The sequence below is a fragment of the Candidatus Binatia bacterium genome (genome assembly GCA_036493895.1).
In the GTDB taxonomy this organism is placed as follows: domain Bacteria; phylum Desulfobacterota; class Binatia; order UBA1149; family CAITLU01; genus DATNBU01.
The window spans coordinates 1-24,275 of record DASXOZ010000079.1; the positions used below are offsets into that span (position 1 = coordinate 1).

Below are 24,275 nucleotides of genomic sequence, written 5' to 3' on the forward strand. Positions count from 1 at the left end.
CCGGCCGTTGGCCGTGCAGGGAACGTCCCGGCACGGCCAACTGCCGGCGGCAGCGTTGGCGGGCCCGGTCTTTCCCTCGACAGGAATGGCCGGGCCCGTGTCGTTTTGCCCCCCACCGCCGTGTGAATCAGCACAAACCTGGGCGCCGGACCGCCTCACCCCGTCGACGCGGGTGCGGCCGGGGGATAGAATTCGCGGCGCTCCGTCCGATCACACTGCGTTCCGTACCAACGACAAGGAGACGACAATGACTCGAACCGGGAAGACCCTGATGACGGCGGCCATCGGCGGCCTGATGATCGCAGCGACGCTCTCACCGGCATCGGCGGCGACGAAGAAAGCAACTCACGGCGCGGCGGCGAAGTCCGGCGAATGCGCGGGCGTCAACTCGTGCAAGGGCACCGGCGCCTGCAAGGGCGCGTCCAATGCCTGCGCCGGCAAGAACTCGTGCAAGGGCCAGGGCTGGGTCAAGGCGACCAAATCCGAGTGCGAAGCCAAGGGCGGCAAGTTCAGCGAACCGAAGAAGTAGTGCGCGTCGCGAAAGCGCCGCTTCGAAGTGGCCCGGTCTTCCTCTTGCGAGGAAGGCCGGGCTTTTTTTCGCGGCAGCTCGCGCCGGATCAGCGTCGGTACTTTTCCGCGAGCGCGTATTTTTCGTCGAGACCGACGAGCGTGCCGAATTCGTCGAAGCCCATCAGGTCCGACGCCAGCGCCGTCGTCTCGCCATCGGCGGCCAGGCGCGAATAGGCGCGCTCCAGCGCTCTTGCAGCCGAGAGAATCCCGGTCACGGGATAGACGGCAACCTCGAACCCGATCTTCTCGAGCTCGCGCAGCGGCAACAGCGGCGTGTGGCCGCCCTCGACCATGTTGACGAGCAGCGGCGGCGGAATTTCCGTCGTGATGCGACGCATTTCGTCGACGCTTTGCGGAGCCTCGACGAAGACGAGGTCGGCCCCGGCCTCCCGCATGGCGATGCCGCGGCGAACGGCTTCGTCGAGGCCGCAAACGGCCCTGGCGTCGGTGCGACCGACGATCACGAAATCGCTGTCCCCGCGCGCATCCCGTGCGGCGGCGATTTTCTCGACGTGCTCTTCCAGTGAAACGATCGCCTTGCCGCGCATGTGGCCGCAGCGCTTGGGCCAGACCTGGTCTTCGAGGAAAACCCCGGCAGCACCGATGGCGACGAGCTCGGAGACGAGCCGTTGCACGTTGACGACTCCGCCGCCGCCGGTGTCACCGTCGACGAAAATCGGCATGTCCACGGCGCGCACGACGCGACGGGCGGTCTCGAGCATCTCGGTCTGGGTAAGGATCCCGAAATCGGGCTCGCCCAGCAGGGAGCCGGCGACCGAATAGCCGCTGAGCATCGCGGCAGCCAGGCCCGCGCGCTCGGCAAGTCGCGCCGACAGTGCATCGTAGACACCGGCGGTCAGGCTGATGTTACGGTCGCTCAGCAGATCGACGAGACGGGGATCACGCATCGGCGCGGGGTTCTAGCGCAGATGGCAAGGCCGAGCCATCGCACGCCTGCCGTGCCATGGCCTGCGCGCGAGGATACCGGCCTCGTCTCGCGCGTGCCCGCGGTTCCGTACGCGGCGTCCCGGAACGCCTGGCGCGCAAATGTCGCCGTGGCGGCGAGTATCGCCGCAAGAATTCCGCGGCTTATGACTGGCGTGGAATTGCCCAACCCGGCCCTGCGGAGCGATATCGCTTCCATGTCGCTCGGGCCCCTTGTCTCACGAACCTGGCGTCACGATCGCTCGGGAATCTCGCTGCTCGATGCCTGCGCGGCCCTGGCACTGTCGTCGATCGCTGCTGTGGTAATGGTTCGCGGCGCAAAACCGATGGCATGCGCGATACGGGTGGAAACGGCACGCTCCACGCTGATCGATTCACTGCTCGAAGCCCGCCGCAGCGCCTACGAAATGGAGGCGAAGGCGTGGGTCGAAGCGCGCGCCGGATCCTCGAGCGTGGCGGTGCGTCCGTCCGGCAAGAATTATTCCTTGGGAGACGGAGTCGCGCTCCAGTCGGTGCCGGCCGATGGAACGGTTTCGTTCCAGGCCAGCGGACTGGCCGACAATGCCACGCTGGTACTGGCCTGCACCGACGCGACGGCGTCCGTCGTCGTCAACCAGCGCGGGGTGATCCGGTGACGCACGACCGGCCGAAACTCCAACGCGGGTTCACGCTGCTCGAGTGCGCGGCAGCACTGGCGCTGGGCGCCCTGGTGGTGGATGCCACGGTCCAGGCCAGCGGCGCCGCGGCGGGCCTGATGCGAAGCGCGACTCAGGAGTCCCAGACTCTGGACGTCGTGCGAAATCTCGTCGAGCACGAGCTCGGAGCAGCGTGCGCAGCGGCGATGAGCTGCCCCGACGGTTTTCGCTGCTCGCTGACAAGATCCGCCGTGACGGTGTCCGCCGATCGCATCGTCGTGCGCGCATCGCGAGCGGATTCGAGCGACGCCGAAGAGATCCACGTGCTCGCTCCGCCCCGAAGTTGTGGAGGCTGAGCATGCCAGGCGTTCTCGAAGCCGTCGCTTCGATCGGCATCGCCGGAGCGCTGCTCGCGCTGGTCTCCGCATCGCTCGTCGGGCAGGCCCGCATCCAGGGCCGTTGCGACCTTCTCGCTGCCGACCTTTTCACCGACCGCCAGCTCGAGCAGCTCATCGACCATGCGACGGTGCTCGCCGGCGCGGGGCCGAAGAAGCCTGCGCCGCTCTCGAGCCTCGATGCTGCAGACGTCGTGTTCGCGTCGGACCAGAACGGCGACGGCAGCGTCAGCAGCTCGGGCGCCGAGACGACAGCCCTGGAAGTGCGCCAGTCCGGCAGCCAGGCCCAGGTAAGAATCCGCCTCGGCAAGCAGACGATGACCGTCGTCAACGCGGACGGCAGCGATGCGCTGCTCTCCGCGTTCGACTCACGCGGATCCGCGGCCACGCCGTCCACTGCATCGTGGGTGGAGCTCGACGTCAGGCCGCGCACCGGCACGGACGGGCGCGCTCGAACGCTGCTGTTCGCGCTGCCGGCGCGAGTGCTGCCATGAACGATGCACCACCGAGGGCCACCGGATCCCGCGGCGCCGGACGTCGCGCGGAACGCGGCAGCGTGCTGCTGGTGGTGGTGATCCTTGCCACGGCTGCAGCCGCGATGTCGGCGTCCTTGCTGCACCGGGCCGGATCTCTCGCGACCGAGCTCGGCGCACGGCGCAGGGTGCTCTGCGCGCGCTACGGTGCGATTTCCGGCCTCGCGCTGGGAGCCGTGACCGCCGATCCGGCCGCCGCCGCAGCGCTCGTCGGCCCCGACCTCACGTCGCTGGCGATCACGAAGGTGAGGCTCAGCGCGACGTGGTGCGTACTGCGAGCCACTGCGACTTGCGCCGGCGCGAGCCGCTCGGCCGACCGCACGCTGGCCGCGACCGACTGCGGGACCTGACGGCGCGCACGCGTCCGCGTAAGGGTTGCTCTGCCGCGCCATCGCGGCAAGATTCCGCGACCCGATGGGATTCTTCATCACTCTCGAAGGCATCGAAGGCTGCGGAAAATCGACGCAAGCCCGGCGCCTGCAGTCGCGCCTGGCCGGGCCCGGCAGGCACGTCGTACTGACACGCGAGCCCGGCGGAACCGCGACGACTGCGCCGATCCGCGCGCTTCTTGCCGATCCGGCCAGCCAGCTCGATCCCACTGCGGAATTGATGCTGTTCCTCGCCGACCGCGCCCAGCACGTGGCCACGGTCATCCAGCCGGCGCTCGCCGCGGGCAGCATCGTCGTCTGCGACCGCTACTGCGATTCGACGCTTGCCTACCAGGGCTACGGGCGCGGCCACGATCTCGCGTGGCTCGAAGATCTCAACCGCCGTGCCTCCCACGGCGTCGTGCCCGACCTGACGCTGTGGATCGACTGTGCGATCGAGACGGGGCTCAGGCGCGCCAAGCAGCGCGCCGGCGGTCCCGGCGACCGGTTCGAGATCGAGCCGCTCGCGTTCCACGACAAGATCCGGCGCGGGTTCGCTGCGCTGGCGACGCGCTTCGCGTCGCGCATCGTCCGCATCGACGGCAATCGCGGCGAAGAGGAGGTCGCTTCGGACTGCATCGCGGCAGTCCAGTCGCGACTGCAGGCGAGGGAGGCGGCGCAGTGAGCCTTCGCGAGCCCGTCGGTCACGACGCAATCCGCGCGGGGCTGAAATCCGCCGCTGCGTTCGCCGCATCGGGCGGGAGCTCGCAGCTGCATCACGCGTGGCTATTCGCGGGACCTGCGGGGGTCGGCAAGTTCCTCACGGCCAGGTGGTGGGCCTCGATCCTGAAGTGCCCTGAGCTCGGTGCCTGCGGCGGCACGTGCGCGTCGTGCCGCCTCGTCGCCGGCGCCGTCCATCCCGACGTGTTCGAGACCGGCCCCGCACCCAAGGACAAGAACGCGGTGCAGAGCGCCGACGAAGAGATCGAACGCAAGCGCCTGGTCGGCATCGACCAGAGCCGCGCGCTGATCCAGCGCCTGACGCTGCGGCCGACACGGCCCGGCCCGCGCATCGCGATCATGCGCGAGGCCGGCATGATGACCCCCGAAGCGCAGAACGCGCTGCTGAAAATCCTCGAAGAACCGCTCGGATTCGCGGTGATCATCCTCGTCACCGATAATCCGGGCGCGATGCTCCCGACCGTGCGCTCGCGCTGCCGCCACCTCGTGTTCGGCACGCTGTCCGAAGACGAAGTCGCCGCCGTGCTGGTCGATCTCGGCAGGAGCGAGGCCGAAGCGCGCACCGCCGCAGCCTGCTCGCACGGCAGCGTCGCGCGCGCGCTCGATTACGACGACGAAGGCCTGGCCGGGCGCGAGCTCGTGCTGCTCGCATACGAAGCGGCGCGCCGCGATCCGCTCGCGATCGAGCCGCTGGTGCATGCGCTTGTCGAGCGAAAGGAATCCGGTTACGCGATGTCCGACATTCTCGAGTGGCAGCTCGCCAAGGTGCGCGCCAGTCTCGGACGCCGACCTCCCGAGCCTTCCGAGCCACTCGGCCGCGCGCTCGACGAGGCGGCGGCGGCCGATCCCGCCGTGCTGATCGGCGAAGCGGAGACGATCGAGCGCACCATCGTTGCATTGTCGCGCAACGCGAACGCTCGCCTGGTCATTCGCGACCTGCTGCTGAATGTGCGAGCTTTTCGCCTGTGACCTCGCGCGTTCACCTGACCACGCCGCTGTACTACGTCAATGCCGAGCCTCACCTCGGTCACACCTATACGACCGTCGTCGTCGATACGGCCGCACGCTTCCACCGCTCGATGGGGCGCGAAGTGTTCTTCCTCACGGGCACCGACGAGCACGGCGACAAGATCGCGCAGGCCGCCGCCGCCGGCGGCACGCAGCCGCGCGAATATGCCGACCGCGTCTCCGGACTGTTCCGCTCCACGTGGGACCAGTGCGGGATCTCGTACGACTGGTTCGTTCGCACCACCGACGACTACCACGTGCGCTTCGTGCAGCAGATGCTGCAGAAGATCCACGACGCCGGCGACATCTATTTCGGCGAATACGGCGGGAAATACTGCTATGGCTGCGAGCGCTTCTACGCCGACCGCGAGCTCGTGGGCGGCAAGTGTCCCGACCACGAGACCGAGCCGGCATGGATCAGCGAGAAGAACTACTTCTTCCGCATGAGCCGCTACCAGCAGCAGCTTCTCGACCACCTCGCGGCCAACCCGGAGATGATCACGCCGGCCGGCTACCGCAACGAGGTGATGGGCCTGCTGCGCGAGCCGCTCGAAGACCTTTGCATCTCGCGCCCGAAGTCCCGTCTGACGTGGGGCATCGAGCTTCCCTTCGACAGCGACTACGTGACGTACGTGTGGTTCGACGCGCTCGTCAACTACGTCAGCGCGCTGGCCCACGTGCGCGTCGGCGACTGGAAGGCGTACTGGGAGAACGCCCACCACTACGTGGCCAAGGACATCCTCAAGCCGCACTCGGTATTCTGGCCGACGATGCTGATGGCCGCCGGACTGCCCGTCTACAAGTCGCTGCACGTGCACGGCTACTGGAACATGGGCGAGTCGAAGATGTCGAAGTCGCTCGGCAACGTGATCCGCCCTCTCGAGATGCGCGAGCGTTTCGGGATGGACGGCTTTCGCTACTTCCTGCTGCGCGAGATGGCGTTCGGCAGCGACGCCGCGTTCACCGAAGATGCGTTCGTGACGCGCTTCAATGCCGACTTGTCCAACGGCATCGGCAACCTGGCCAGTCGCGTGCTGGCGATGCAGCAACGCTATTTCGACGGCGTCGTGCAACCGGCCGCCGCACCGCAGGCAGGCGAAATGGAAGCTGCGCTCGAAGCGGCGTTCGTCCAGGCCGAAAAGCGCGCGGTGGAAGCGTTCGAGGCCAGCCAGTTCCACGTCGCGCTGGAAGAAATCTGGCGCGCAGTGGCGGCTTGCGACAAGTACATCGTCGAGACGGCGCCGTTCAAGCTGTGGAAGGACGAACAGGCGCGGCCTCGCGTCGGTGCGATCCTGCACGCGCTCTGCGATGCCCTGCGCCACCTCGCGCGCCTGATCGCAGCGCCGATGCCGGAGACGTCGCAGCGAATCGCAGCGCTGCTCGATACCGATCCCGGCCGCCTTGCCGATCCCGCGCCGCGCTGGCTCGTCTCGTTCGCGCCAGGCCACCGCGTACGTCCGCCGGAGCCGCTGTTTCCGCGTGTCGAGATTCCAAAGCCGTGATCGTCGGGCTCGTCGACACGCACTGCCACCTGACCGATGCCGCGTTCGACGAGGACCGCGGCGAAGTGATCGCAAGGGCAAGAGCCGCCGGCCTGACGCACATGGTCGCGGTCGGAGGAGGCGGGCCGATCGAAGCGAGCGAGCAGGCACTCGAGCTCGCGCGCGCCCATCCGTTCCTGCGCTCGACGGCCGGAATCCATCCTCACGATGCGAAAAGTCTCGACGCGGCAACCGAAGAGAGGATCGCCGCGCTGCTCGACGCGCCCGAGTGCGTCGCGGTCGGCGAGACCGGCCTCGACTACTATTACGATCACAGCCCGCGCCACACCCAGCGCGACGCGCTCGCACGCCACATCGCGCTGGCCAGGCGCACGGACAAGCCGATCGTGCTGCACTGCCGTGACGCCGAGACCGATCTTCGCGACGTGTTGTCGAGCGAAGCGCCCGGGGGCATCCGCGGCGTCGTGCACTGCTTCACCGGCAGCTACGACGATGCGCGCTGGTACATCGAGTTCGGCCTGCTCGTGTCGTTCTCGGGGATCCTGACGTTCCCGAAGTCGGTGGCGATGCGCGAGACTGCCGCGCGCCTGCCGCTGGATCGCCTCATGGTGGAGACCGACTCGCCGTACCTCGCGCCTGCGCCGCACCGCGGCAAGCGCAACGAGCCGGCACTGGTTGTGCGTGTCGCCGAGACCCTGGCCGAAGTGCAGGCGGTGGCCATCGAGCGCGTCCACGAGGTCACCGGCCGCAACGCCGCGGATCTGTTCGATCTTTCCTGAGTACGCCCTGAAAGTATTTCTTCAGCGCCGATGACAGAATCTGCTGGCACATTTCCGATTGTTCCCCCATCTTCGGCGTCTGCGCAGGTGGGGCGTGATGCGGGCGGCGGTTTCAGCAATTTTTGCAGCGGTCTTTTTCGGCTTGTGCGGGGCCGCCGGCACGGCGGGAGCCGCTGCCCGCACCTGTGAAGTCGACCTCGCGCTGGCAGACAAGGTCACCCTCGGCTCCATCCAGATGACGATCGACTACTCGATCGCCACCGGCTCCTGGCTTCCCAAGGCCGGCGGCGGAATCGCCTGCTACGACGCCGCACCGAATACGCTGGCGCCCTTCGTCGACGACCCCGTCACGCGCAGCGTCGCCGCGAGTTTCATCAGCCTGACCGGAATCCCGGGCCCGGGTCCGCTTGCCCAGTGCTTCTTCGTCGACACCAGCGCGGGAGACACGCTGGTTCCGTCCGACTTCGTCGTCTACATCAGCGACGCGACGCGCGAAGACGGCCGCTCGGTGACTCCTCCCCGCATCGTCGTCAGCCTGCCCGACTGCGGCCCGACCGCGACGACGACGACCACCACCACGACGATCACCGTGACGACGACCACCTTGACGGTCACGACTACGACGGTGAAGCCGACGACGACGACCACGCTGGCGGCGCCGACGACCACGCTTCCGGGCGCGACCACGACCACGTCGATGTCGACCAGCACGACCAGCACAGCCGAGCCGACCACGACGAGCGACGAGCCGACGACCACGACCGAAGCACCGACGACGACCACGACGATCCCGTTCTGCGGCGACGGCTTCGTCGAAGGCACCGAGCAGTGCGACGACGGCAACACGATCGACGGCGACGGCTGCAGCAGCGACTGCACCACGCTCGTGATCTGCGGCGACGCCAACGACAACGACAGGGTCTCCTCGGGCGACGCGCTGACAGTCCTGCGCGCCGCCACAGGCCAGCCAATCTCCTGCCCACTCTGGCGCTGCGACGCCGACGGCGACCAGCACGTCCGCGCAAGCGACTCCCTGCGAGTCCTCAAACGCGCCGTAGGCCAAAGCGTAAAAATGGAATGCCCGCAGCAGCCCTAAGCTGCAGCGCCCGCGACTCAACTCAAACTAAATCAACATCCGCGTGAGCGAGCGAAGCGACGCTCACCGCCGATGGCCCAACTCTCGAAGCGCGTATCTGCGAGCCGGGCGCCGAGAAGGGGCCAGATGCAAGGCGGCGACGCGTGAGTGAGCGGAAGCGTACTTCCTGTACGCTGTAGCGAACGAAGCGGAGCCAACGCAGCAGATGGCCCCTTATCGGCGTCCGGCCCCACTCTCAGCCACAGTCTTGATCTCGGCGCGGCAAGCGGAGCAGAGACCGTAGAGCTCCATCTTGTGGCTGGTCAGCAGAAATCCCTGCTGCTCGGCGACGCTGCGCTGCAGCGCCTCGATGCGCTCATCCTCGAATTCCGTGATCCGTCCGCACCGAGTGCAGATGCAATGGTCGTGGTGGCCCGCGACATTCTCGTAAAGCGCTTCGCCGTCACCGAAGTGGCGCTCGGAAACCAGCCCCGCCTCGACGAGCAGCTTCATCGTGCGGTAAACGGTCGAGAAACCGATCCCGGGAACCGATTCCTTGACTTGGCGATAGATCTGGTCGGCGCTGAGGTGGCCCTTGTGATGGAAGAACCAGTGCGCGATCTCGTCGCGCTGGCGCGTCGACTTCAGCCCGTGCTCGCGAATGAAGTCGCGGAACTTCTCGGCCTTTTCGTTGATCGGGGCCACGGCGAGGGCCCCGTCAGGCGCGTCCGGCCGCCGGTACCTCGTCCGAAGGCGGATCGTCGCGAACGAGCGCGCTCCCTCCGATCGTGCGTCGCAGCTCCGGCTCGATGAACACGGCGTCGAGGTCGCGGGAGGACAGCACGCTGCAGAGGACTTCGATGCGGTCGGCCGGAGTCGCGTTGCGGTCGAGGAGCAGCACCTCGCGGTCGTCGAGGCGGCAGACCCCGCTGCGGACCGAGTAGCCGACTTCCCTCAGCAGCCTCTCCTCGCGGACTTCGAGGCCGCTGGCAGCAGCGATCTCCTTGAGGCGCTCGAGCAGAGGGCTCGGTTCCTCGACCTGGCGAGCGGTGGATTTGCGCGAACGCCTGGCCATTGGTCTGTCGGTTCTACCGACGCAGCCAGTTCAGCGCAAGATTGGCGCCGCAGTGCGTGCAGCGGCTCAGAGAATCAGCCGCGACGGCCGCCGCCGCGAGCGCGCGGCTCCTCGGGGATGTCGTCGTGCTCGTCGGGTGTCGGGGCGGGGCCACCCTCGACCTCTCGCTCCTCATCGCCCTCGGGCTGCTGCTGCTCTTCGCGCAGCCGCGTCAGCATCTGCTCGATGCTGTGGATGCTCTTTTCGAGCCTCTCGAGCTCGCGCTGGAGAGCCGGGGAAAGACGGATGCGATCGACCTGCTTTCGCGCGAGATCGCGCATCTCTTCGATGCGGCGCTGGGGAAGACCGAGCAACTCGTCGAAGAAGGTGCGGCTTTCGTCGAGGGCTTCGCGCGTGGCGCGGCCGCTCTCCTCGACGACTTCGCGCACGCGCCCGCTGGCGCGGCCGGTCAGGTCGCCGATCTGGTCGATGGCACGCTTGGCCGAATCGCTGATGTCCTGGACGGCCGCCTCGCCCGAATGAATCAGCTTTCGCAGGAAAGGCACCGAGACGAGGTTCGTCTTGCGCTTCTCCTCCTCGAGGATGATCTGGGCGAAGGTGACGGCGGTAAGGTCGTCTTGGGACTCGTTGTCGATGACCCGGACCTCTTCGTTCTCCCGGATCAGCTTCGCGATATCGTCCAGCGTGACGTAACGCGACTGGTCCGTGTCGTAGAGTTTCCGGTTCGTGTAGCGCTTGATAACCCGTTCCGAGCCCATGCCGTTCTCCTCGATGACTCGCTGCGGTATCAAAGGGGGGCGACGCTCGCAAATTGCCGCACCGTGACAAAAAGGGTGGGCAGCGCCACACTCGTCCCCTTGACCGACCGACCGTTCGACGGTTCGGGGCGTATCGTCATTCGCCGCAGGCGGGTTCCGCAACCCAGTTTCCACTGGGGGGCCGGGCCGCCGTCCGGATTGACCGTCGCCGCCGAGGCACGTAGCGTCCGCGCCCGAAGCCATGCAGACCTTCGTCGCCGCCGCCGTGCAGATCCAATCGGGCCCGGACAAGGCGGCAAATGTCGCGCAAGCGGGGGCGAGGATCACCGAAGCCGCCCGTCAGGGGGCGCAACTGGTTGCCCTGCCGGAGGTATTTGCCTGGCGCGGACCTCACGCCCGCGAACGTCTGGAGGCCGAACCGGTGCCCGGTCCGACCACCGACGCGATGGCCGCGCTGGCCCGTCGCCTCCAAATCCACCTCGTAGCCGGGTCCCTCCTGGAGACCCGACCGGGGGGGTCCGACCAGTTGCCCTTCAATACGACGACGCTGTTCGGCCCCGACGGCAGCCTGCTGGCGCTGTACCGCAAGATCCATCTGTTCGATGTGGACCTTCCCGGCCGGGTGACGGTGCGCGAATCGGCGCTGAGGACTCCCGGCTCCGAGGTCGTCAGTGTGAAAACTGCACTTGGCCGCATCGGCCTCGCGGTGTGCTACGACCTTCGCTTCCCGGAGTTGTTCCGGCGCCTGGCCGATGCCGGCACCGAAATCATCGTGATTCCGTCCGCCTTCACCAGGCCCACCGGCCAGGCCCACTGGGAGCCGCTGCTGCGAGCCCGGGCAATCGAAAACCAGGCGTTCGTGATTGCGCCGAACCAGTACGGTGCCGGTGCCCTCGGGTTCCACGATTACGGCAACTCCCTCGTGATCGATCCGTGGGGCGCCGTGCTCGGACGCGGTCCCGACGACGAGGCCGCCGTCATCCGCGCAACTCTCGACGGTGAGCTTCTCGAGCGCGTGCGCCGCGAGCTCCCGAGCCTGATGCACCGGCGGCTGGCATGAAACCATTTCTCAAGCTGAGATCGACCGAGGAAGCGCTCGCGGAGCTCGCCACCACGGCGCCGCTTGCGCACGAGCGCACTGCGGTGCGCACGGCACTGGGCCGCGTGCTGGCCGAGCCGGTGACCGCGCGCGAGGACATCCCGCACTTTTTCCGCTCGAACATGGACGGATTCGCCGTGCACGCCGCCGATACGTTCGAAGCGAGCGAGCAGCGTTCGGTGTCGCTGCGTATCGCCGGCGAGGTCTTCATGGGCGAGGAGGCGCGGCGTCCGCTCGGCGCATCCGAAGCGATCCGCGTCTCGACCGGCGCGATGATGCCGCCGGGCGCCGATGCCGTCGTGATCGTCGAGCACACCGAAGAGCAAGGCGGCAGCGTGCTCGTGCGTCACTCCGTGGTGCCAGGGCAGAACACGATCGCGATCGCCGAGGATCTTCGCCAAGGCGAGGTCGTGCTCGAGGCCGGCCACCGCCTTCGCGGCAGCGACATCGGCGCGGTGACCGGGGTCGGACGCAGCGAGATCTGCGTTCACGCAGTTCCGCGCGTCGGCATCGCCGCCACCGGCGACGAGATCGTCGAGCCGGAAGACGAGCTTGCGCCGGGGCGTGTGCGCAACGTCAACCAGTACCTGCTCGGGTCGATGGCGCGCTCGCTCGGTGCTCGCGTCGTGGACTACGGGGTCGTGCGCGACGACGAACAAGCGCTCGGCCGGCTGTTCGCCGGCGCCGTCGCCGAATGCGACGTGCTGCTGCTGTCGGGCGGCAGCTCCAAGGGCAGCAAGGACCTGGTGATGTCGTCGCTGCTCGCCGTGCCGGGTGCCCGCGTGCGTTTCCACGGAATCGCGATCGCGCCCGGCAAGCCGACGATGTTCGCCGAGGCGGGCAATCTGTCGATCCTCGGTGTGCCGGGCAATCCTTCGGCGGCCGCCGTCGTGTTTTTGTTGTTCGCCAGTGTGCTGATCCGCCTTCGCGAGGGCGAGAGCCTGCCGCGTATTCTCGCGACGCGGCCTCGCGTACGTGCGCGGCTCGCAGAATCGCTGTCGTCGACGCCGGGTCGCGAAGACTGGATTCGCGTGCGACTCGTCAGCGACGGGGACGACGCCCTGGCACGCGCGGTTCCCCTGCGCGGCAAATCCGTGACGATCTCGACGATCGCAAGGGCCGACGGGTTGCTGCGAATTCCGCGTTCGAGCGAAGGACTCGCGGCCGGCAGCGAAGTCGACGTGTTGCTGCTGCAATGAACCGCCCGGCCAGTTTCCTCCAGCGCCGGCCCCTGGACGCCGCGCGCCGCGCACTGCTGGACGGCGTTCGCGCCGTCGGCGCCGAGCGTGTCGACGTGGGCGATGCCTGCGACCGCGTCAGTGCCGAAGAGGTGCGCGCTGCTCGTCCGTCCCCGCACTATCGCGCATCGGCAATGGACGGCATTGCCGTTCGGTCGCGCGACACGTGGAACGCGGCCGACGGCCCCGTCGTGCTCACGGCCCGGGATGCATCGTTGCCGGCTCCGCAGGATGAGGAGCCGGCCTGCGTTCCGGTCGACACCGGATCGGCGCTTCCCGAGTGGACCGACGCGGTGATCCGCATCGAGGATGTCACTGCGGACGGCGCCGGATTTCGCATCAAGGCGGTCGTACCGCCCGGCCGTGACGTGCGCCGCATCGGAGAAGACATCGAGCAGGCAACGGTGCTGCTGCCTGAAGGCGCGCGCATTCGACCGTGGGACATCGGCGCGCTGCTGGCGACCGGGACGCGCACGATCGACGTTCGACGCCGTCCGCGCATCGCGATTCTCGCGACGGGAAGCGAAGTCGTCGAACCGGGCGCCCCGGCCGGTCCGGGCCAGGTTATCGATTCGAATTCACGGCTGATCGCCGCGCTCGTCGGCCAGTGGGGAGGCTCACCGCACCGGCTCGGCATCGTCGCCGACGACGAGAACCGCCTTCGCGCGGCGCTCGCGGATGCCGCCGCCCGATTCGACGCCGTCTGCGTGATTGCCGGCAGCTCGGCCGGCCGCAAGGATTTCACGATCGCCGTGCTCGCCTCCCTCGGCGAAGTCTTCGTGCACGGCGTCGACATCGCTCCGGGCAGGCCGGTCGCGCTCGCGCGCATCGGCGCGTGCGGCGACGACGCGGCGGTTACGCCGGTGATTGCCGTGCCGGGGTACCCGGTTTCGGCCATCGTGGTCTGCAACGAGCTGCTGAGACCGCTGGTTGCGGCGCTGCTCGGCAGCACGGCGGCTGTCGCTCCGTCGCTTCGTGCCAGGCTCGCGCGCAAGATTCCGTCGCGGCTCGGCATGGAAGAGTTCCGTCGCGTCTGCCTTGCGCGGCAGGACGACGCATCCTACGTGGTCGCGCCTCTTGCGGCCGGCGCGGGATCGATCGCCACCGTCAGCGGGGCCCACGGATGGCTTCGCATCGACGCTGCTGCCGAAGGCCTCGATGACGGGATCGAAGTCGACGTCGAGCTTCTCGTCTCTCGCGAAGACGTCGACGCGGCGTTCGTGCTCGCCGGCGAGGCCTGCGACGAAGGCGCATGCCTGGAGCGCCTGCTTCGCCGGAGGAACCCGCGTGCGCGCGTGCACTATCTGCGCGCGGGCCCGGCCGATGCGCCGGGTGCGGTAGCGCGCGGCGAAGCCCACGGGGCATTTGTCGACGGTGGCAGCGCGGCGGCCGCGCCGCTTCGCGAACTCGCCGTCGCCGCAGTCGCGCATCCGATGCTCGTGCTCGCCGGTTCGAGCGGCGAGCGCATGCTCGTACATCTTGACGATGGGCCGGCCGGAGTCGGCCGTTGACCGGCGCGGCGCAGCGGCAAGGCGTTTCCAGCCTTTTCCCCGCGGATTCACGCGATCCGGTAGTTCCGCTCGCCTGGTGGGTCGTCGCGTTCGTCCTGCATCGAGCCGTAATCGTCGCCCTCGGTTTCGACGGCACCTTTTTCTGGGAAGAGAGCTACCGGCTGCTGGCGGCCGTCGCGTGGAAGTCCGGCTGGGACATTCCGCTTCGCGAGCTGCAGGCCGATCCGTATGCCGGCGGGAGCCTCGTCTTTGCGGCGCTGACGGCAATCGTCACGTCGTTCACCGGGATCACGCTGCTGGCAGTGAAGATCGTTGCGATCGCGTGGAACGCAGCGGGACTGTGGTGCTGGATGCTCGCGCTGCGCCGCATTGCCGGGCATGCGGCTGCTCACGCGCTCGGACTTCTGTGGGTCGCGGCACCGCCGGTCTTCGTGGTCTTCAACACGATCGGTCTCGGCTTTCACGGCGATACAGTGACGGTGACGGGACTCGAGCTGCTGCTGATGCTGCGCTGGCTCGAAGTACCGTCGACGTCGAGGCTGCTGTTGTGGACGATCGTCGGCGGCCTCGGCGTGTGGTTCTGCTACACCTCCGCGGTTGCTCTTGCCGTGATGCTGGTTTTCGCCGTCGCAGCCGGTGCTCTCTCTCCGCAATACTGGCCTCTTGCAACGGCCGGCTTTGCGATCGGGCTCGCACCGTGGCTCGCCTACCAGGCTTCGCCCGGCGCCGCGCCGGGTGCGTCGCTCGGCATCGTCGGCGAAACCTTCGCGTCGCCGGCGGCGGCCGGCGCCGGACCCGGATATTTCGCGCGGCTGTGGGACCTGGTGATCCACGGCATGCCGGTCGCGCTGTATTTTCGCGACATCGGCATTCCCGGTGACGTCAAGCTCGGCCGCGCGTGGCTCGAGTACCCGTGGCTTGCAGTCTACGCGACGGCGTTCGCGATCGTGGTGGCTTCGTCGTGGCGGACACTGGCGCGAGGCGCACGTTCCATGAAACTGCTGGCGGCACGCGCCGCCGGGCATGCCGAGCTTGCGGTCGCGTTGATCTTTCCGCTGTTCCTCGTCGTGCTCGCCGCGAGCAACCAGCAATTCAACGACTACGGAGTCGTGCGCTTCTTCACGTTCCGGCTCGTCGTACCGGCGCTCGCCGGCGCACTGGCGACGATCGCGATCGCGGCTGCGCTCGTGTCGCGGCCGATGCGCGCAGTGCTGCTCGGAGCCTGTGTATTGCTCGGCACCATCGGCACCGTGCAAGTCGCGTGGGATGGAAACACAAGCCGCGCGGCGCTGGACGAAGATGCACTCGGGATGGGCGCCGAAGTGATGGGACACCTCGTCGTGTTCCGCCATGGCACCGACCCGCTGATTCCCACGATCATCGACGCGCTTCCCGAGAACCTTCGCGCACGCGCGTATCGCGGCGTCGGTTTCAGTTACGCGTACATTTTTGCGACCAGACGAAAGGACGCCCCGTCTTCGCATCTGACTCTCGCGTTGCTGTCGACCGGCGCGGATCACCTTCGCGATGCAGTCGACGGAGCGCACGCTGCACTCGAAGGCGGCCTTCCGCAGGTGGCTCCGGTGCCGGAATCCCCGCGACGGGACGAGCTTCGCGCAGCGGTCGACCGCGCGATTGCGGCGCCTGCCGTCGTTCCACCGGAGCTGACGCGCTCATCCTTTTGACGCGGGCGTCGACGCGGGCGTTGACGCGGGCGTTGACGCGGGCGTTGATACGGGCGTCGACGCGGGCGAATCCTCGCAAGCGGGAAGCGCCGGCACCTCGAGAATCCTTCGGCGACCGATCGATGCCGCCAGGCCCGCACCGTTTCCCGCTTCGGCCGGGAAATGCCGCGGGGTCCAGCACGACGCATGCGCCTGCTTCGCGAGGTCGCGCGCGGCGGCGCAGTTGCCGGCCAGCGTTTCGACCAGCGCAGCCGCCTGCCAGCCGGGGATGAAGCCGGGGTCGATGCGTCGCACGTCGGCGAACGTGATGCGCGCTTCGGAGAGCGCGAGACTGCGCGCCTCGGGCGTCGTCGCCGCAGCGTAGTTGCGCTCGAGGCGGGAGAGGCCGACGCAGAACATCGCCTCCGCATCATCCGGCATGATGCCGACGACGTGGCGCCACATCCGCTCAGCATTCTCGACGCGGCCGAGACGGTGCAGGACCAGCGCCATCGAATGCCCCAGCTCGGCAGTAGTGCGGGCGACGAGCCGGTCGTGTTCGATCGGCCCTGCGTCCAGGCCGGCGGCAACATTCTGTTCGGCCTTTTTGAGCCGGCGGCCGGCTTGACGGAGATGCCCCGCATCGGCGTCCATCAACGCGAGATTTTCGAGCGCAAGCGGATAACCGGAAGCAGCCGACTGCGTGAAAAGCTCGCGCGCACGATCGTCGCGTCCACCGGACCAGTACACGACTCCGAGCTCATTGCGGATGCCGTCGTCGTAGTGGGGAATGTCGCTGGTCCAGCTTCCGGGAGTGAAGACGAACCCCTGCCAGAAGACGACGAGGCTTACCGTCGCGAGCGCCGCGCAGAGCGTGAACACCGCGGGAAGCGCCCGCGCAGCGCGACGCGCCACCATGTCGAGTCCCGATGCGAACCAGAACGCGAACGCGAGCGCCAGAGGAGTCAGGTACGTAGCCTTGACGGCGGCGGCAATGGGCGCCTCGTGCGTGCCGTACACGAACAGTGCGAACATCGCGGCAGTCGCCGAGCCGAACGCAACCGTCGCGTCGTCCCAGCCTTTGCGCCTCAGCGAAGCCAGGCCGGAGAATGCGCCCATGATGACGAGCGTGGTGGGCGCGAGCCCGAGAACGAGCAGGATCTGTCCCGCCCTTCGCGCAGCCTCGCTCATTGTCACAGGCGGCAGCACCCAGCCCCCGAACCCGTCGAACCAGGTGTTGGCGTAAAGACCGGTCCACACCGATTCGCGCATCGAGCGCTCCAGGCCGTATGGCGACGGATCTCCCGTCGGCGTCTGGCCGCGCGGCCAGGCCGGTCTCCAGAAGATCAGCGGATCGAACGTCAGGTAGTCGGCCAGCCCTCGTGCAGCCTGGGGCTGGTTCTCCTCGACGTACGTCGTGAAGAACGTGATCCCGCGCGCGAGCTGGAACGGATTGCCGTAAAGCCGGACGTTGCGTGCATACCAGGAGCCGCTGATCAGCGCGGCCAGCGTGATCGCGATCGCGAGGGCGCGTCGTATCCCCGAGGGCTCCGGCCGCACGAGCATGCGAAACGCCAGCGTCGCGAAAACGGCAACGGCGACGGCGATCGACGAGAATTTTGTCAGCAGCGCCAGGCCGACGAGAATCCCGAGCAGCGATGCACGCAGCGGCGTCGGCCGCGCGAGCACGGCCAGCAGCGCGAAGAAACTGAGGGAGCAGAGCACGGCTCCGAGCCCTTCGTTGCCGAGGAATCCCGCGCTGTAGAGGAACACCGGCGCCAGCAGCGGGAGCAGCGCACCACAGGTGGCGATCGCGGCGGAAAACCGCGGACGCAGGACCTTCCACGCAAGCCACGGATGCAGCAGGCCGAGCGCGGCAACGAGCAGCTTTCCGATCTGCAGCCTCGTCACCGGGTCGAGCGCGGCGGCCGCCCGCCAGATGGCGGCCATCAGCGCGTAGTACAGTGGCGGATGAAAATACGACCAGCCCTGGGAGGCCACCGGCACCTGCCAGGTCTGGGCGAGGTACCAGATGTACGTGAAGTGGCTGAACGCATCGTAGCTTCCAAGGACAGGGAAGCTCCAGCCGTTGGAGAGCCTGGCCGCCACGCCGCCGGCGACGAGGATCGCGACCGCAAGGCGCCAGGCCGCGTAGCCGCGGCGGTCCTGCGATGATGCGCGATCTTCCATGGAATGGCGCCGCAGCCCTGCTCGAGCAGCCGCCGGTTGGCACGTCCGCGCGGCCGGCGCGCTTCCTCGTCCTGCCGGACTTGCGACCGAACTGGCGACCGAGAGCAGCCTCCGGAGCGGGCTTCGTGCAGCGGCGCAAAGCATAGCGGCGCACCGGGCCCGGCGCCACGCGCAGCACGCGAATTGACCTCGGCCAGTCGGGAGGGAACTCTGGGCACTCATGTCGTCCCGCTCCCTCGTCGCCATCGCCGTCGCGATGACGGCGGTCGCCGTAGCAGTCCGCGTCCACAATGCGCTCACGTTTCCGATTCTTGGCGGATACGACGCGTTCGCGCACTTCACCTACGTCTGGTTCGTCGCCGAAACCGGGCGCGTCCCGCTGGCGCGCTCGGGCTGGGAGTTCTTCCAGCCTCCGCTGTACTACGCGGCGATGGCCGCGCTGTGGCGGGCGTTCGACGGGCTCGGCGCGGAGCAGAGGCTGAGGATCGGCACCACGGCGTTCGCGCTGCTGTCGCTCGTACCGGCCGCCGTCGCCGCGCGGATCGCGTCGTGCAGTTTCCCCGCCCGGCCCGTCACGTGGCTGCTCGCAGGCGGACTGCTGCTGTTCATTCCGGTTCATCTCTACAGCGCAGCTTTCCTTGGCAACGAAGGCCTGGCCTGCGTGCTCTGCAGCGTCGCCGCGCTCGCGCTGCTTGCCGTTCTCGATCGCGCGACGATGTTTCGAGCGCTCAGCCTCGGCGTCGTTCTCGGCCTTGCGATGCTCGCGAAATACACCGCCGTCGTGCTCGTTGCCGCGGCGCTCGCGACGATTGCAGCAAAGCGCCTGTTTGCCGATCGCACCTTTGCCGCTGTGCGTACGCTCGCGATCGTCAGCGCCTCGATGCTCGCGGTCTGCGGCTGGCACTATGCGCGCAACGTGCGCAACTACGGCACTCCCTTCCCGCTGTCGCGCGACGAGCTGTTCCTGGCGCGCGTCGAGAACGGACAGCTGCAGGCGTTTCGCCGCCCGCTCGAATACGTGCTCTTCGATCCGCTGATCCTGTACCGGCCGCAGTGGCCGCGCGGCCTTTCGATGCATTCGCCGCGGCCGCCGGGTGCCGAATACAGCGCGATGCGGGAGTCGATTCCGACGGGGCTCTACGCCAATGCGTGGTTCGACGGCTCCGGCGGATTCGTACTGCCGCCGGTCACGCACAGCGAAGCTTCGCGCAGGGCCGGACAGCTGTTGTTGACGCTCGCGCTGGTGCCGACGCTCTTGATCGCTGTCGGTTTGCTGGCATCGGTGACGGACCTGCGGCGCGAGGGATGGCGGGACGATCGCGCGGTGATGCTCGCGATGTCGGCGACAATGGCCGCGGTGCTCGTCGCCGGCACCCTTTCGGTTCCCACCCAGGCAGCGGTCAAGGCGACCTACCTGATGGTGATCTCGGTCGCATTCGCTTTCTTTTTCGCACGCGGCTTCGTCGCGCTCGCAGAGCGCAGCGGTCGCATGGCGATGGCCGCCATCGTCACCTGCACGACGCTTGCCGCGGTGAGCTCGGCCGTATTCTGCCATGCCGCTTTCATCGACGACGCGTGGTTCCGCCAGGCGCTGGAGACTGCGCGCGTGCGCAATCTTTACGGGATCCTCGACTGGGCTGCAGGCCATCGCGATGCCGCTGCCGAAAAGTTCGGGGCGGCCGCCGCAGCCGGATGGCATCTCGGGTACGAGAACCTCGCCGCGTGCCGCCTCGCGAGCGGAGATACCGAGGCAGCCGAATATTTTCTTCGCGAGGCGGCGCGTCGCATGCCCGGCCAGCTTCCAGGCAACATGGAAGAGAGACGACGAGGCATCGCAACGACGCAGGCCGAATACGACAACGCACTCGGCGCCGTCCTGATGGCGCGAGGCCGCAGCGACGACGCGCAGGCAGCGCTCAGACGCTCGATTGCCGAAGATCCGACGATTCCCGAAAGCGCGTACAACCTGGCCGTTGCAGAGCTGGCCGTGGCAGACGGCGCAAACGCCGATCCGGGGCCTTCGACCCGCGATGCCGTCTCTCGCCTCGACGCGAGCCTGGCACTGGATCCCGCGTTCACCGAAGCCTCCTCGCTTCGCCCTCTCGCCCTGGCACTGGCCGGCCGCTGCGACGAGGCCGAGGCGCTGTCGGCAAACGCCGGTTTGACGCACTGCCGTCCGCTGCGGGCCTGGCCGGTGGAAACCGGCCCCGGCGACCTCAATGCCGCCGGGCTGCTGCGCCATCGACGGGTAGAGCCGCTTCCGGCCGCCCTGGCGCCGGCGCGAGTCGCCGAGGTCTGCCGCCGGGCCGGCCCGGCGCCCGCGCGTTGACGACCGAGGTCATCCGCCTGCCGCGGCGGCGCCGGCGCCTGCCGCGGGTTTGATCCGCGCAAAAGCTGTGGCTTTGCTGTCCTGCGGCTTTTCACAGGGCGTGGGGCCTTGGCGAGGTCGCGCGCCACTGTCATTGTTCAGTCAGGAGATCCGCCGTGCCCGAGACCGCCACCAGAAAGACGATCAGCGAGTCCCCGGACCAGACCGATCATCCGCTGGCGACGTATCTCGACGAGCTGTACGACCGCCACGCGGGCTGCACCGCCGGCGAGGTCGCAAGCTACATCCCCGAGCTTGCCAAGGCGGATCCGGCCGGCTTCGGCATTGCGATCGCGACGACCGACGGCCGCGTCTACACGGTCGGTAACACCGACAAGCCGTTCTCGATCCAGTCGATTTCCAAGCCGTTCGCCTACGCTCTGGCGCTCCAGGACAACGGCCTGGACGGCGTGCTGGAGAAGGTAGGCCTCGTCCCTACCGGCAACGGGTCCGACCGCATCAGCCTGTTCCAGGAGAGCGGCCGTCCCTTCAACCCGATGATCAATGCCGGCGCGATCGCCGCGACCAGCCTGATCCGCGACGAGGCGGGCAAGCCCCGCGTCACGCGCATCCTCGACCTGATGTCGCGCTGCGCCGGCCGTCCACTCCAGATCGACGAGTCGATGGTCGCCTCCGAGAGGCACAGCGGCATCGGCAACTTCGCGATCGACTACATGCTGCGCAACTCCGGCATCATCGGCTCGGTGCTCGAGCCGGTGCTCGAGTGCTACTCGCAGCAGTGCTCGACGCTCGTGACCTGCCGCGACCTGGCGGTGATGGCCGCGACCCTGGCCGGCGGCGGCATCTGTCCTACGACGCACGAGAGCGTGCTCGATCCGAACATCGTCTCCAACGTGCTCGGCGTGATGGCCACCTGCGGCATGTACGACTACGCCGGCGAATGGGTCGCGCGCGCAGGGATGCCTTCCAAGAGCGGCATCGGCGGCGGCGTGATCGGCGTACTTCCGGGCCAGGTGGGCATCGCGGTCTATTCGCCGCCGCTGGACACGCGCGGCAACAGCGTGCGCGGCGTTCGCGTCTTCCACGATCTTTCCGAGGATTTCGGGCTGCACCTGTTCCAGGCGACGCGCTCGGGCAAATCGCTGGTGAGACGGCGCTACGACGCTTCGAGCGTCAGCTCCAAGCGCATGCGGCGCTCGCTCGAGAGCAAGGCGCTTTCCGAGCACGGCCAGAGGATCGTCGTCTTCGAGCTGCAGGGCGAGCTGACGCTGTTTTCGATCGAGCGCGTCATCCGCGACATCCTGGCGCTGCCGCCGAATTCGGACTGGCTCGTTTTCGACTTCAAGCGCATCGCGACGGCCGACTGGCCGGCCCTCGACCTCTGGATGTCGTTCTGGGAGCGCAACCGCCAGAGGTTCCGCGAAGTGATCATTACCGGCCTCGATGCCGATGCGGGGCTGCAGCAGTACTTCTCGGCAGCGCTGGCACGAAAACCGGCCGCGCTGCTTCTGGCAATGGAAGAGGCCGACACCGCGCTGGAACTCTGCGAAGACCAGCTGCTTTACGACATCCGCGTCTCGGCGCCCGGCGGCATCCCCGTTTCCCTCGAGAATTTCGATCTCTGCGAGGGCCTCGACGACGTCAGCATCGCGGTGCTGCGCAGCGTGCTCAAGACGCGGCGTTTCAAGGCGGGGGACTCGATCGTCGCGATCGGCGATCCGGCCGACTCGCTGTTCTTCCTGGCCAGCGGCCAGGTCAGCGTCACGATTGGCCTTGCCGGCGGCGGCACGCGACGCCTGACCACGTGCACTCCGGGCATGATCTTCGGCGAGATGGCGATCCTCGAGAGACGGCCGCGCTCCGCGGTCGTGCGCGCCGATACGCCCGTCGAGTGCTGGGAGCTGGCAATCCGCGATTTCGAGCACCTGACCGGCACCCATCCCGACCTCAAGGTCAAGCTGCTCGAAAACTTCGCGCGCAGCCTTTCGATCCGCGTTCGCCGACTGACCGACGAGGTGCGGACACTGAGCGAATAACGCCGGCGGCACTTCGCCGCCGGATTCGCCGCCGCGACCGCGCCGGCGACTTACGCCTAGCCGCGGGTCCATGCTTTTTCCGCCTGTGTCCTCCCCCGCTTCCACCGCCGCACCGTCGGTGCCGTCCTACCGCGAGCCCACTCGCGAGGACCTGGCGCCGCTGCTGCTGCGTCGCTTCCAGCTGATCAATACGCCGATCCTCATGGGCACCGCGGCCTTCGCGGTAATGCACGTCTGGTTCCGCGAGCCGCAGCTTGCGCTACTGCTCGCACTGAAGGTGCTGCAGGCTACGGCATCGGCTGGAGGCCTGCGGATCGCGACGAGGCATCCGTCGCGCTCCACGATCATCGCTGCGCTCGTGACGCTCGCGGTCACGATCCATCTCGTCACCGCGCTGACCGGCGTCATCATCGGCAACGTCCACACCAACACGGTGCTGCTCGTCGCGACGACGCTGGCCACAGCCAGTTTCATCCCGTGGGGCGCGGGTGCCCAGGCCCTCGTGGTCTGCAGCGCGATGGGTGCCGCTTTGTTGCCGGTGTTCGGCACCGAGGTCTACCATGACGTGTGGTACGACCTGGTCGCGATGGTCGTCACCTTCGCGATCTCGATCTACATCGCTTCGGAAGTCGAGAGGGACACGCTCTCGGAATACCGCGCGAGCGCGGCAAGCCGGGCGCTTGCCGAGAGCCGGGCGGATTTCGAGGGTGTCTTCCGCTCGTCCAACGTCCTGCTCGCCCTGCTCGACCTCACCCACGACGATTTCATCTACGCCGACGTCAATCCCGCGCTGGCAAACCTGTTCGGCTGGACTGTCGAAACCATGCGTGGCCGCACCGGGCGCGAGAGCGGCTTCAACGAGGAAGAGGTGCGCGAATGGAGGGAGGTCCTTTCGCGCTGCGCCGAGCAGGGATCGATCCAGGTTCCCGAATATTGCCTCCGGCTGGTGCGGCCCGAGCGCTGGTACCACATCAGCTTCTCGGCCATCCGCGGCGAACAGGGCAGTGCGCATCGGTTCTGCGGGGTGGGCGTGGACATCACCGACCGGCGCCAGGCGTCGGAGGCCGCGCAGCGCCTGAATCTTGACCTCGAGGCGCAGGTGCGCGAAAGAACGGCGATGCTCGAGGCCGCCAACAAGGATCTCGAGTCGTTCGCGTACTCGGTTTCCCACGACCTTCGCACGCCGCTTCGAACGATCGAGGGTTTTGCGGCACTGCTCGATGACGATCACGGCTCGGAGCTCTCGCCGAAGGCCCGTGCCCAGCTCGAGCGCATCCGCGGCGCCAGCCGCCACATGTCGCGCCTGATCGACGACATGCTGATGCTCTCGCGCGCGTCGCGCTCCGAGCTGCGGCGCGAGCCGGTCGACGTGACGATGCTGGTGCGCGGCCTCGTCGCGGAGCACCGCAGCTCCGTCCCCGGCCGCGACGTCAGCGTCGAAGTCGAAAGCGGTCTTTTCGCCAACGCCGACCCCCAGTTGCTGCGCATCGTGTGGAACAACCTCGTCGGCAACGCGTGGAAGTACACGGGCCAGCGCAGCAACGCGCACATCCAGGTCGGGAGCGAGATCCACGACGGCGAATCGGCGTTCTTCGTCCGCGACAACGGCTGCGGCTTCGACATGCGCTTCGTCGGAAAGCTGTTCCAGCCGTTCCAGCGGCTTCACGCCGCGGAAGAATACGAGGGGACGGGCGTCGGCCTTGCGACGGTCGCTCGCATCGTGCGCCGGCACGGTGGTAAGGTGTGGGCAGAAAGCGAGATCGACCGCGGCGCGACGTTTCGCTTCTCGCTCGGAGACACGGCGGCGGTCAACGCATCGTAGCG

At 67.9% G+C, this 24,275-nt stretch carries 22 protein-coding genes; 17 read left to right on the top strand and 5 right to left on the bottom strand.

The annotated features are described in order from the left end of the window. Positions 1 to 247: 247 nt before the first annotated feature. Positions 248 to 529 (top strand): hypothetical protein, encoded by a 282-nt coding sequence (locus tag VGK20_18500; GenBank protein HEY2776038.1) that lies wholly within the window; start codon positions 248 to 250, stop codon positions 527 to 529. 88 nt (positions 530 to 617) lie between these two features. On the opposite strand, the gene VGK20_18505 is transcribed toward VGK20_18500, so the two are convergent. Further along, positions 618 to 1,478 carry an oxaloacetate decarboxylase gene (locus VGK20_18505; GenBank protein ID HEY2776039.1) on the bottom strand — a complete coding sequence of 287 codons (861 nt, stop codon included), beginning with the start codon at positions 1,476 to 1,478 and terminating at the stop codon, positions 618 to 620. 234 nt (positions 1,479 to 1,712) lie between these two features. On the opposite strand from VGK20_18505, the gene VGK20_18510 reads away from it, so the two are divergent. From VGK20_18510 to VGK20_18550, 9 genes are all read left to right on the top strand, one after another. Then, positions 1,713 to 2,150 (top strand): hypothetical protein, encoded by a 438-nt coding sequence (locus VGK20_18510; GenBank protein ID HEY2776040.1) that lies wholly within the window; start codon positions 1,713 to 1,715, stop codon positions 2,148 to 2,150. Then, entirely contained in the window at positions 2,147 to 2,506 is a 360-nt protein-coding gene (locus VGK20_18515; GenBank protein HEY2776041.1) for a prepilin-type N-terminal cleavage/methylation domain-containing protein, read from the top strand. Before VGK20_18510 ends, VGK20_18515 begins: the two co-directional genes overlap by 4 nt. Before the next feature lie 2 nt (positions 2,507 to 2,508). Then, positions 2,509 to 3,039, top strand: a complete 531-nt coding sequence (locus VGK20_18520) for a hypothetical protein (GenBank protein HEY2776042.1) — start codon at positions 2,509 to 2,511, stop codon at positions 3,037 to 3,039. Continuing rightward, positions 3,036 to 3,428 carry a hypothetical protein gene (locus tag VGK20_18525; protein ID HEY2776043.1) on the top strand — a complete coding sequence of 131 codons (393 nt, stop codon included), beginning with the start codon at positions 3,036 to 3,038 and terminating at the stop codon, positions 3,426 to 3,428. Before VGK20_18520 ends, VGK20_18525 begins: the two co-directional genes overlap by 4 nt. Before the next feature lie 64 nt (positions 3,429 to 3,492). After that, complete coding sequence (tmk, locus tag VGK20_18530) at positions 3,493 to 4,131, top strand: dTMP kinase (GenBank protein ID HEY2776044.1); 639 nt, start codon at positions 3,493 to 3,495, stop codon at positions 4,129 to 4,131. Further along, positions 4,128 to 5,156 carry a hypothetical protein gene (locus VGK20_18535; protein ID HEY2776045.1) on the top strand — a complete coding sequence of 343 codons (1,029 nt, stop codon included), beginning with the start codon at positions 4,128 to 4,130 and terminating at the stop codon, positions 5,154 to 5,156. Before tmk ends, VGK20_18535 begins: the two co-directional genes overlap by 4 nt. After that, complete coding sequence (gene metG, locus VGK20_18540; GenBank protein ID HEY2776046.1) at positions 5,153 to 6,697, top strand: methionine--tRNA ligase; 1,545 nt, start codon at positions 5,153 to 5,155, stop codon at positions 6,695 to 6,697. The genes VGK20_18535 and metG overlap by 4 nt, the downstream gene beginning before the upstream one ends. Further along, complete coding sequence (locus VGK20_18545) at positions 6,694 to 7,476, top strand: TatD family hydrolase (protein ID HEY2776047.1); 783 nt, start codon at positions 6,694 to 6,696, stop codon at positions 7,474 to 7,476. The genes metG and VGK20_18545 overlap by 4 nt, the downstream gene beginning before the upstream one ends. A gap of 142 nt (positions 7,477 to 7,618) precedes the next feature. Then, a complete protein-coding gene (locus VGK20_18550; protein HEY2776048.1) occupies positions 7,619 to 8,572 on the top strand; it encodes a myxococcus cysteine-rich repeat containing protein in 954 nt (317 codons plus the stop codon). Positions 8,573 to 8,785: 213 nt separating this feature from the next. Here the strand turns inward: VGK20_18550 and VGK20_18555 are convergent, their stop codons facing one another. The 3 genes from VGK20_18555 to VGK20_18565 form a co-directional block, all read right to left on the bottom strand. Then, a complete protein-coding gene (locus VGK20_18555; protein HEY2776049.1) occupies positions 8,786 to 9,256 on the bottom strand; it encodes a Fur family transcriptional regulator in 471 nt (156 codons plus the stop codon). 13 nt (positions 9,257 to 9,269) lie between these two features. Further along, positions 9,270 to 9,626: a hypothetical protein gene (locus tag VGK20_18560; protein ID HEY2776050.1), complete on the bottom strand. Its 357-nt coding sequence runs from the start codon at positions 9,624 to 9,626 to the stop codon at positions 9,270 to 9,272. Positions 9,627 to 9,700: 74 nt separating this feature from the next. Further along, positions 9,701 to 10,384, bottom strand: a complete 684-nt coding sequence (locus VGK20_18565; GenBank protein ID HEY2776051.1) for a polyhydroxyalkanoate synthesis regulator DNA-binding domain-containing protein — start codon at positions 10,382 to 10,384, stop codon at positions 9,701 to 9,703. 241 nt (positions 10,385 to 10,625) lie between these two features. Between VGK20_18565 and VGK20_18570 the strand changes: the two genes are divergently transcribed. From VGK20_18570 to VGK20_18585, 4 genes are read left to right on the top strand one after another with little or no spacing between them, the layout of a single operon-like run. Next, positions 10,626 to 11,444: a carbon-nitrogen hydrolase family protein gene (locus VGK20_18570; GenBank protein HEY2776052.1), complete on the top strand. Its 819-nt coding sequence runs from the start codon at positions 10,626 to 10,628 to the stop codon at positions 11,442 to 11,444. Beyond that, the gene (gene glp, locus VGK20_18575) at positions 11,441 to 12,682 is read left to right on the top strand and encodes a gephyrin-like molybdotransferase Glp (protein HEY2776053.1); all 1,242 of its coding nucleotides are present in this window, start codon (positions 11,441 to 11,443) and stop codon (positions 12,680 to 12,682) included. Before VGK20_18570 ends, glp (VGK20_18575) begins: the two co-directional genes overlap by 4 nt. Beyond that, positions 12,679 to 14,232 (top strand): gephyrin-like molybdotransferase Glp, encoded by a 1,554-nt coding sequence (gene glp / locus VGK20_18580; GenBank protein HEY2776054.1) that lies wholly within the window; start codon positions 12,679 to 12,681, stop codon positions 14,230 to 14,232. Before glp (VGK20_18575) ends, glp (VGK20_18580) begins: the two co-directional genes overlap by 4 nt. Further along, positions 14,229 to 15,917 carry a hypothetical protein gene (locus tag VGK20_18585; protein HEY2776055.1) on the top strand — a complete coding sequence of 563 codons (1,689 nt, stop codon included), beginning with the start codon at positions 14,229 to 14,231 and terminating at the stop codon, positions 15,915 to 15,917. Before glp (VGK20_18580) ends, VGK20_18585 begins: the two co-directional genes overlap by 4 nt. On the opposite strand, the gene VGK20_18590 is transcribed toward VGK20_18585, so the two are convergent. Further along, on the bottom strand, positions 15,906 to 18,086 hold the full coding sequence (locus tag VGK20_18590; protein ID HEY2776056.1) for a glycosyltransferase family 39 protein: 2,181 nt from the start codon (positions 18,084 to 18,086) through the stop codon (positions 15,906 to 15,908). The genes VGK20_18585 and VGK20_18590 overlap by 12 nt on opposite strands. 220 nt (positions 18,087 to 18,306) lie before the next feature. On the opposite strand from VGK20_18590, the gene VGK20_18595 reads away from it, so the two are divergent. From VGK20_18595 to VGK20_18605, 3 genes are all read left to right on the top strand, one after another. Then, on the top strand, positions 18,307 to 20,415 hold the full coding sequence (locus VGK20_18595; protein ID HEY2776057.1) for a hypothetical protein: 2,109 nt from the start codon (positions 18,307 to 18,309) through the stop codon (positions 20,413 to 20,415). 155 nt (positions 20,416 to 20,570) lie between these two features. Further along, positions 20,571 to 22,451, top strand: a complete 1,881-nt coding sequence (glsA, locus tag VGK20_18600) for a glutaminase A (GenBank protein ID HEY2776058.1) — start codon at positions 20,571 to 20,573, stop codon at positions 22,449 to 22,451. A 118-nt stretch (positions 22,452 to 22,569) separates the two neighbouring features. Then, the gene (locus tag VGK20_18605; protein HEY2776059.1) at positions 22,570 to 24,273 is read left to right on the top strand and encodes an ATP-binding protein; all 1,704 of its coding nucleotides are present in this window, start codon (positions 22,570 to 22,572) and stop codon (positions 24,271 to 24,273) included. Positions 24,274 to 24,275 lie beyond the last annotated feature (2 nt).

Bases quoted from the DNA above. Each gene is read 5' to 3' on its own strand.
- VGK20_18570 (HEY2776052.1), top strand. From the start codon at position 10,626: ATGCAGACCTTCGTCGCCGCCGCCGTGCAGATCCAATCGGGCCCGGAC.
- VGK20_18505 (HEY2776039.1), bottom strand. From the start codon at position 1,478: ATGCGTGATCCCCGTCTCGTCGATCTGCTGAGCGACCGTAACATCAGC.
- VGK20_18500 (HEY2776038.1), top strand. From the start codon at position 248: ATGACTCGAACCGGGAAGACCCTGATGACGGCGGCCATCGGCGGCCTG.
- VGK20_18510 (HEY2776040.1), top strand. From the start codon at position 1,713: ATGTCGCTCGGGCCCCTTGTCTCACGAACCTGGCGTCACGATCGCTCG.
- VGK20_18590 (HEY2776056.1), bottom strand. From the start codon at position 18,086: ATGGAAGATCGCGCATCATCGCAGGACCGCCGCGGCTACGCGGCCTGG.
- VGK20_18565 (HEY2776051.1), bottom strand. From the start codon at position 10,384: ATGGGCTCGGAACGGGTTATCAAGCGCTACACGAACCGGAAACTCTAC.
- glp (HEY2776053.1), top strand. From the start codon at position 11,441: ATGAAACCATTTCTCAAGCTGAGATCGACCGAGGAAGCGCTCGCGGAG.
- tmk (HEY2776044.1), top strand. From the start codon at position 3,493: ATGGGATTCTTCATCACTCTCGAAGGCATCGAAGGCTGCGGAAAATCG.
- glp (HEY2776054.1), top strand. From the start codon at position 12,679: ATGAACCGCCCGGCCAGTTTCCTCCAGCGCCGGCCCCTGGACGCCGCG.
- VGK20_18595 (HEY2776057.1), top strand. From the start codon at position 18,307: ATGTCGTCCCGCTCCCTCGTCGCCATCGCCGTCGCGATGACGGCGGTC.
- VGK20_18525 (HEY2776043.1), top strand. From the start codon at position 3,036: ATGAACGATGCACCACCGAGGGCCACCGGATCCCGCGGCGCCGGACGT.
- VGK20_18560 (HEY2776050.1), bottom strand. From the start codon at position 9,626: ATGGCCAGGCGTTCGCGCAAATCCACCGCTCGCCAGGTCGAGGAACCG.
- VGK20_18520 (HEY2776042.1), top strand. From the start codon at position 2,509: ATGCCAGGCGTTCTCGAAGCCGTCGCTTCGATCGGCATCGCCGGAGCG.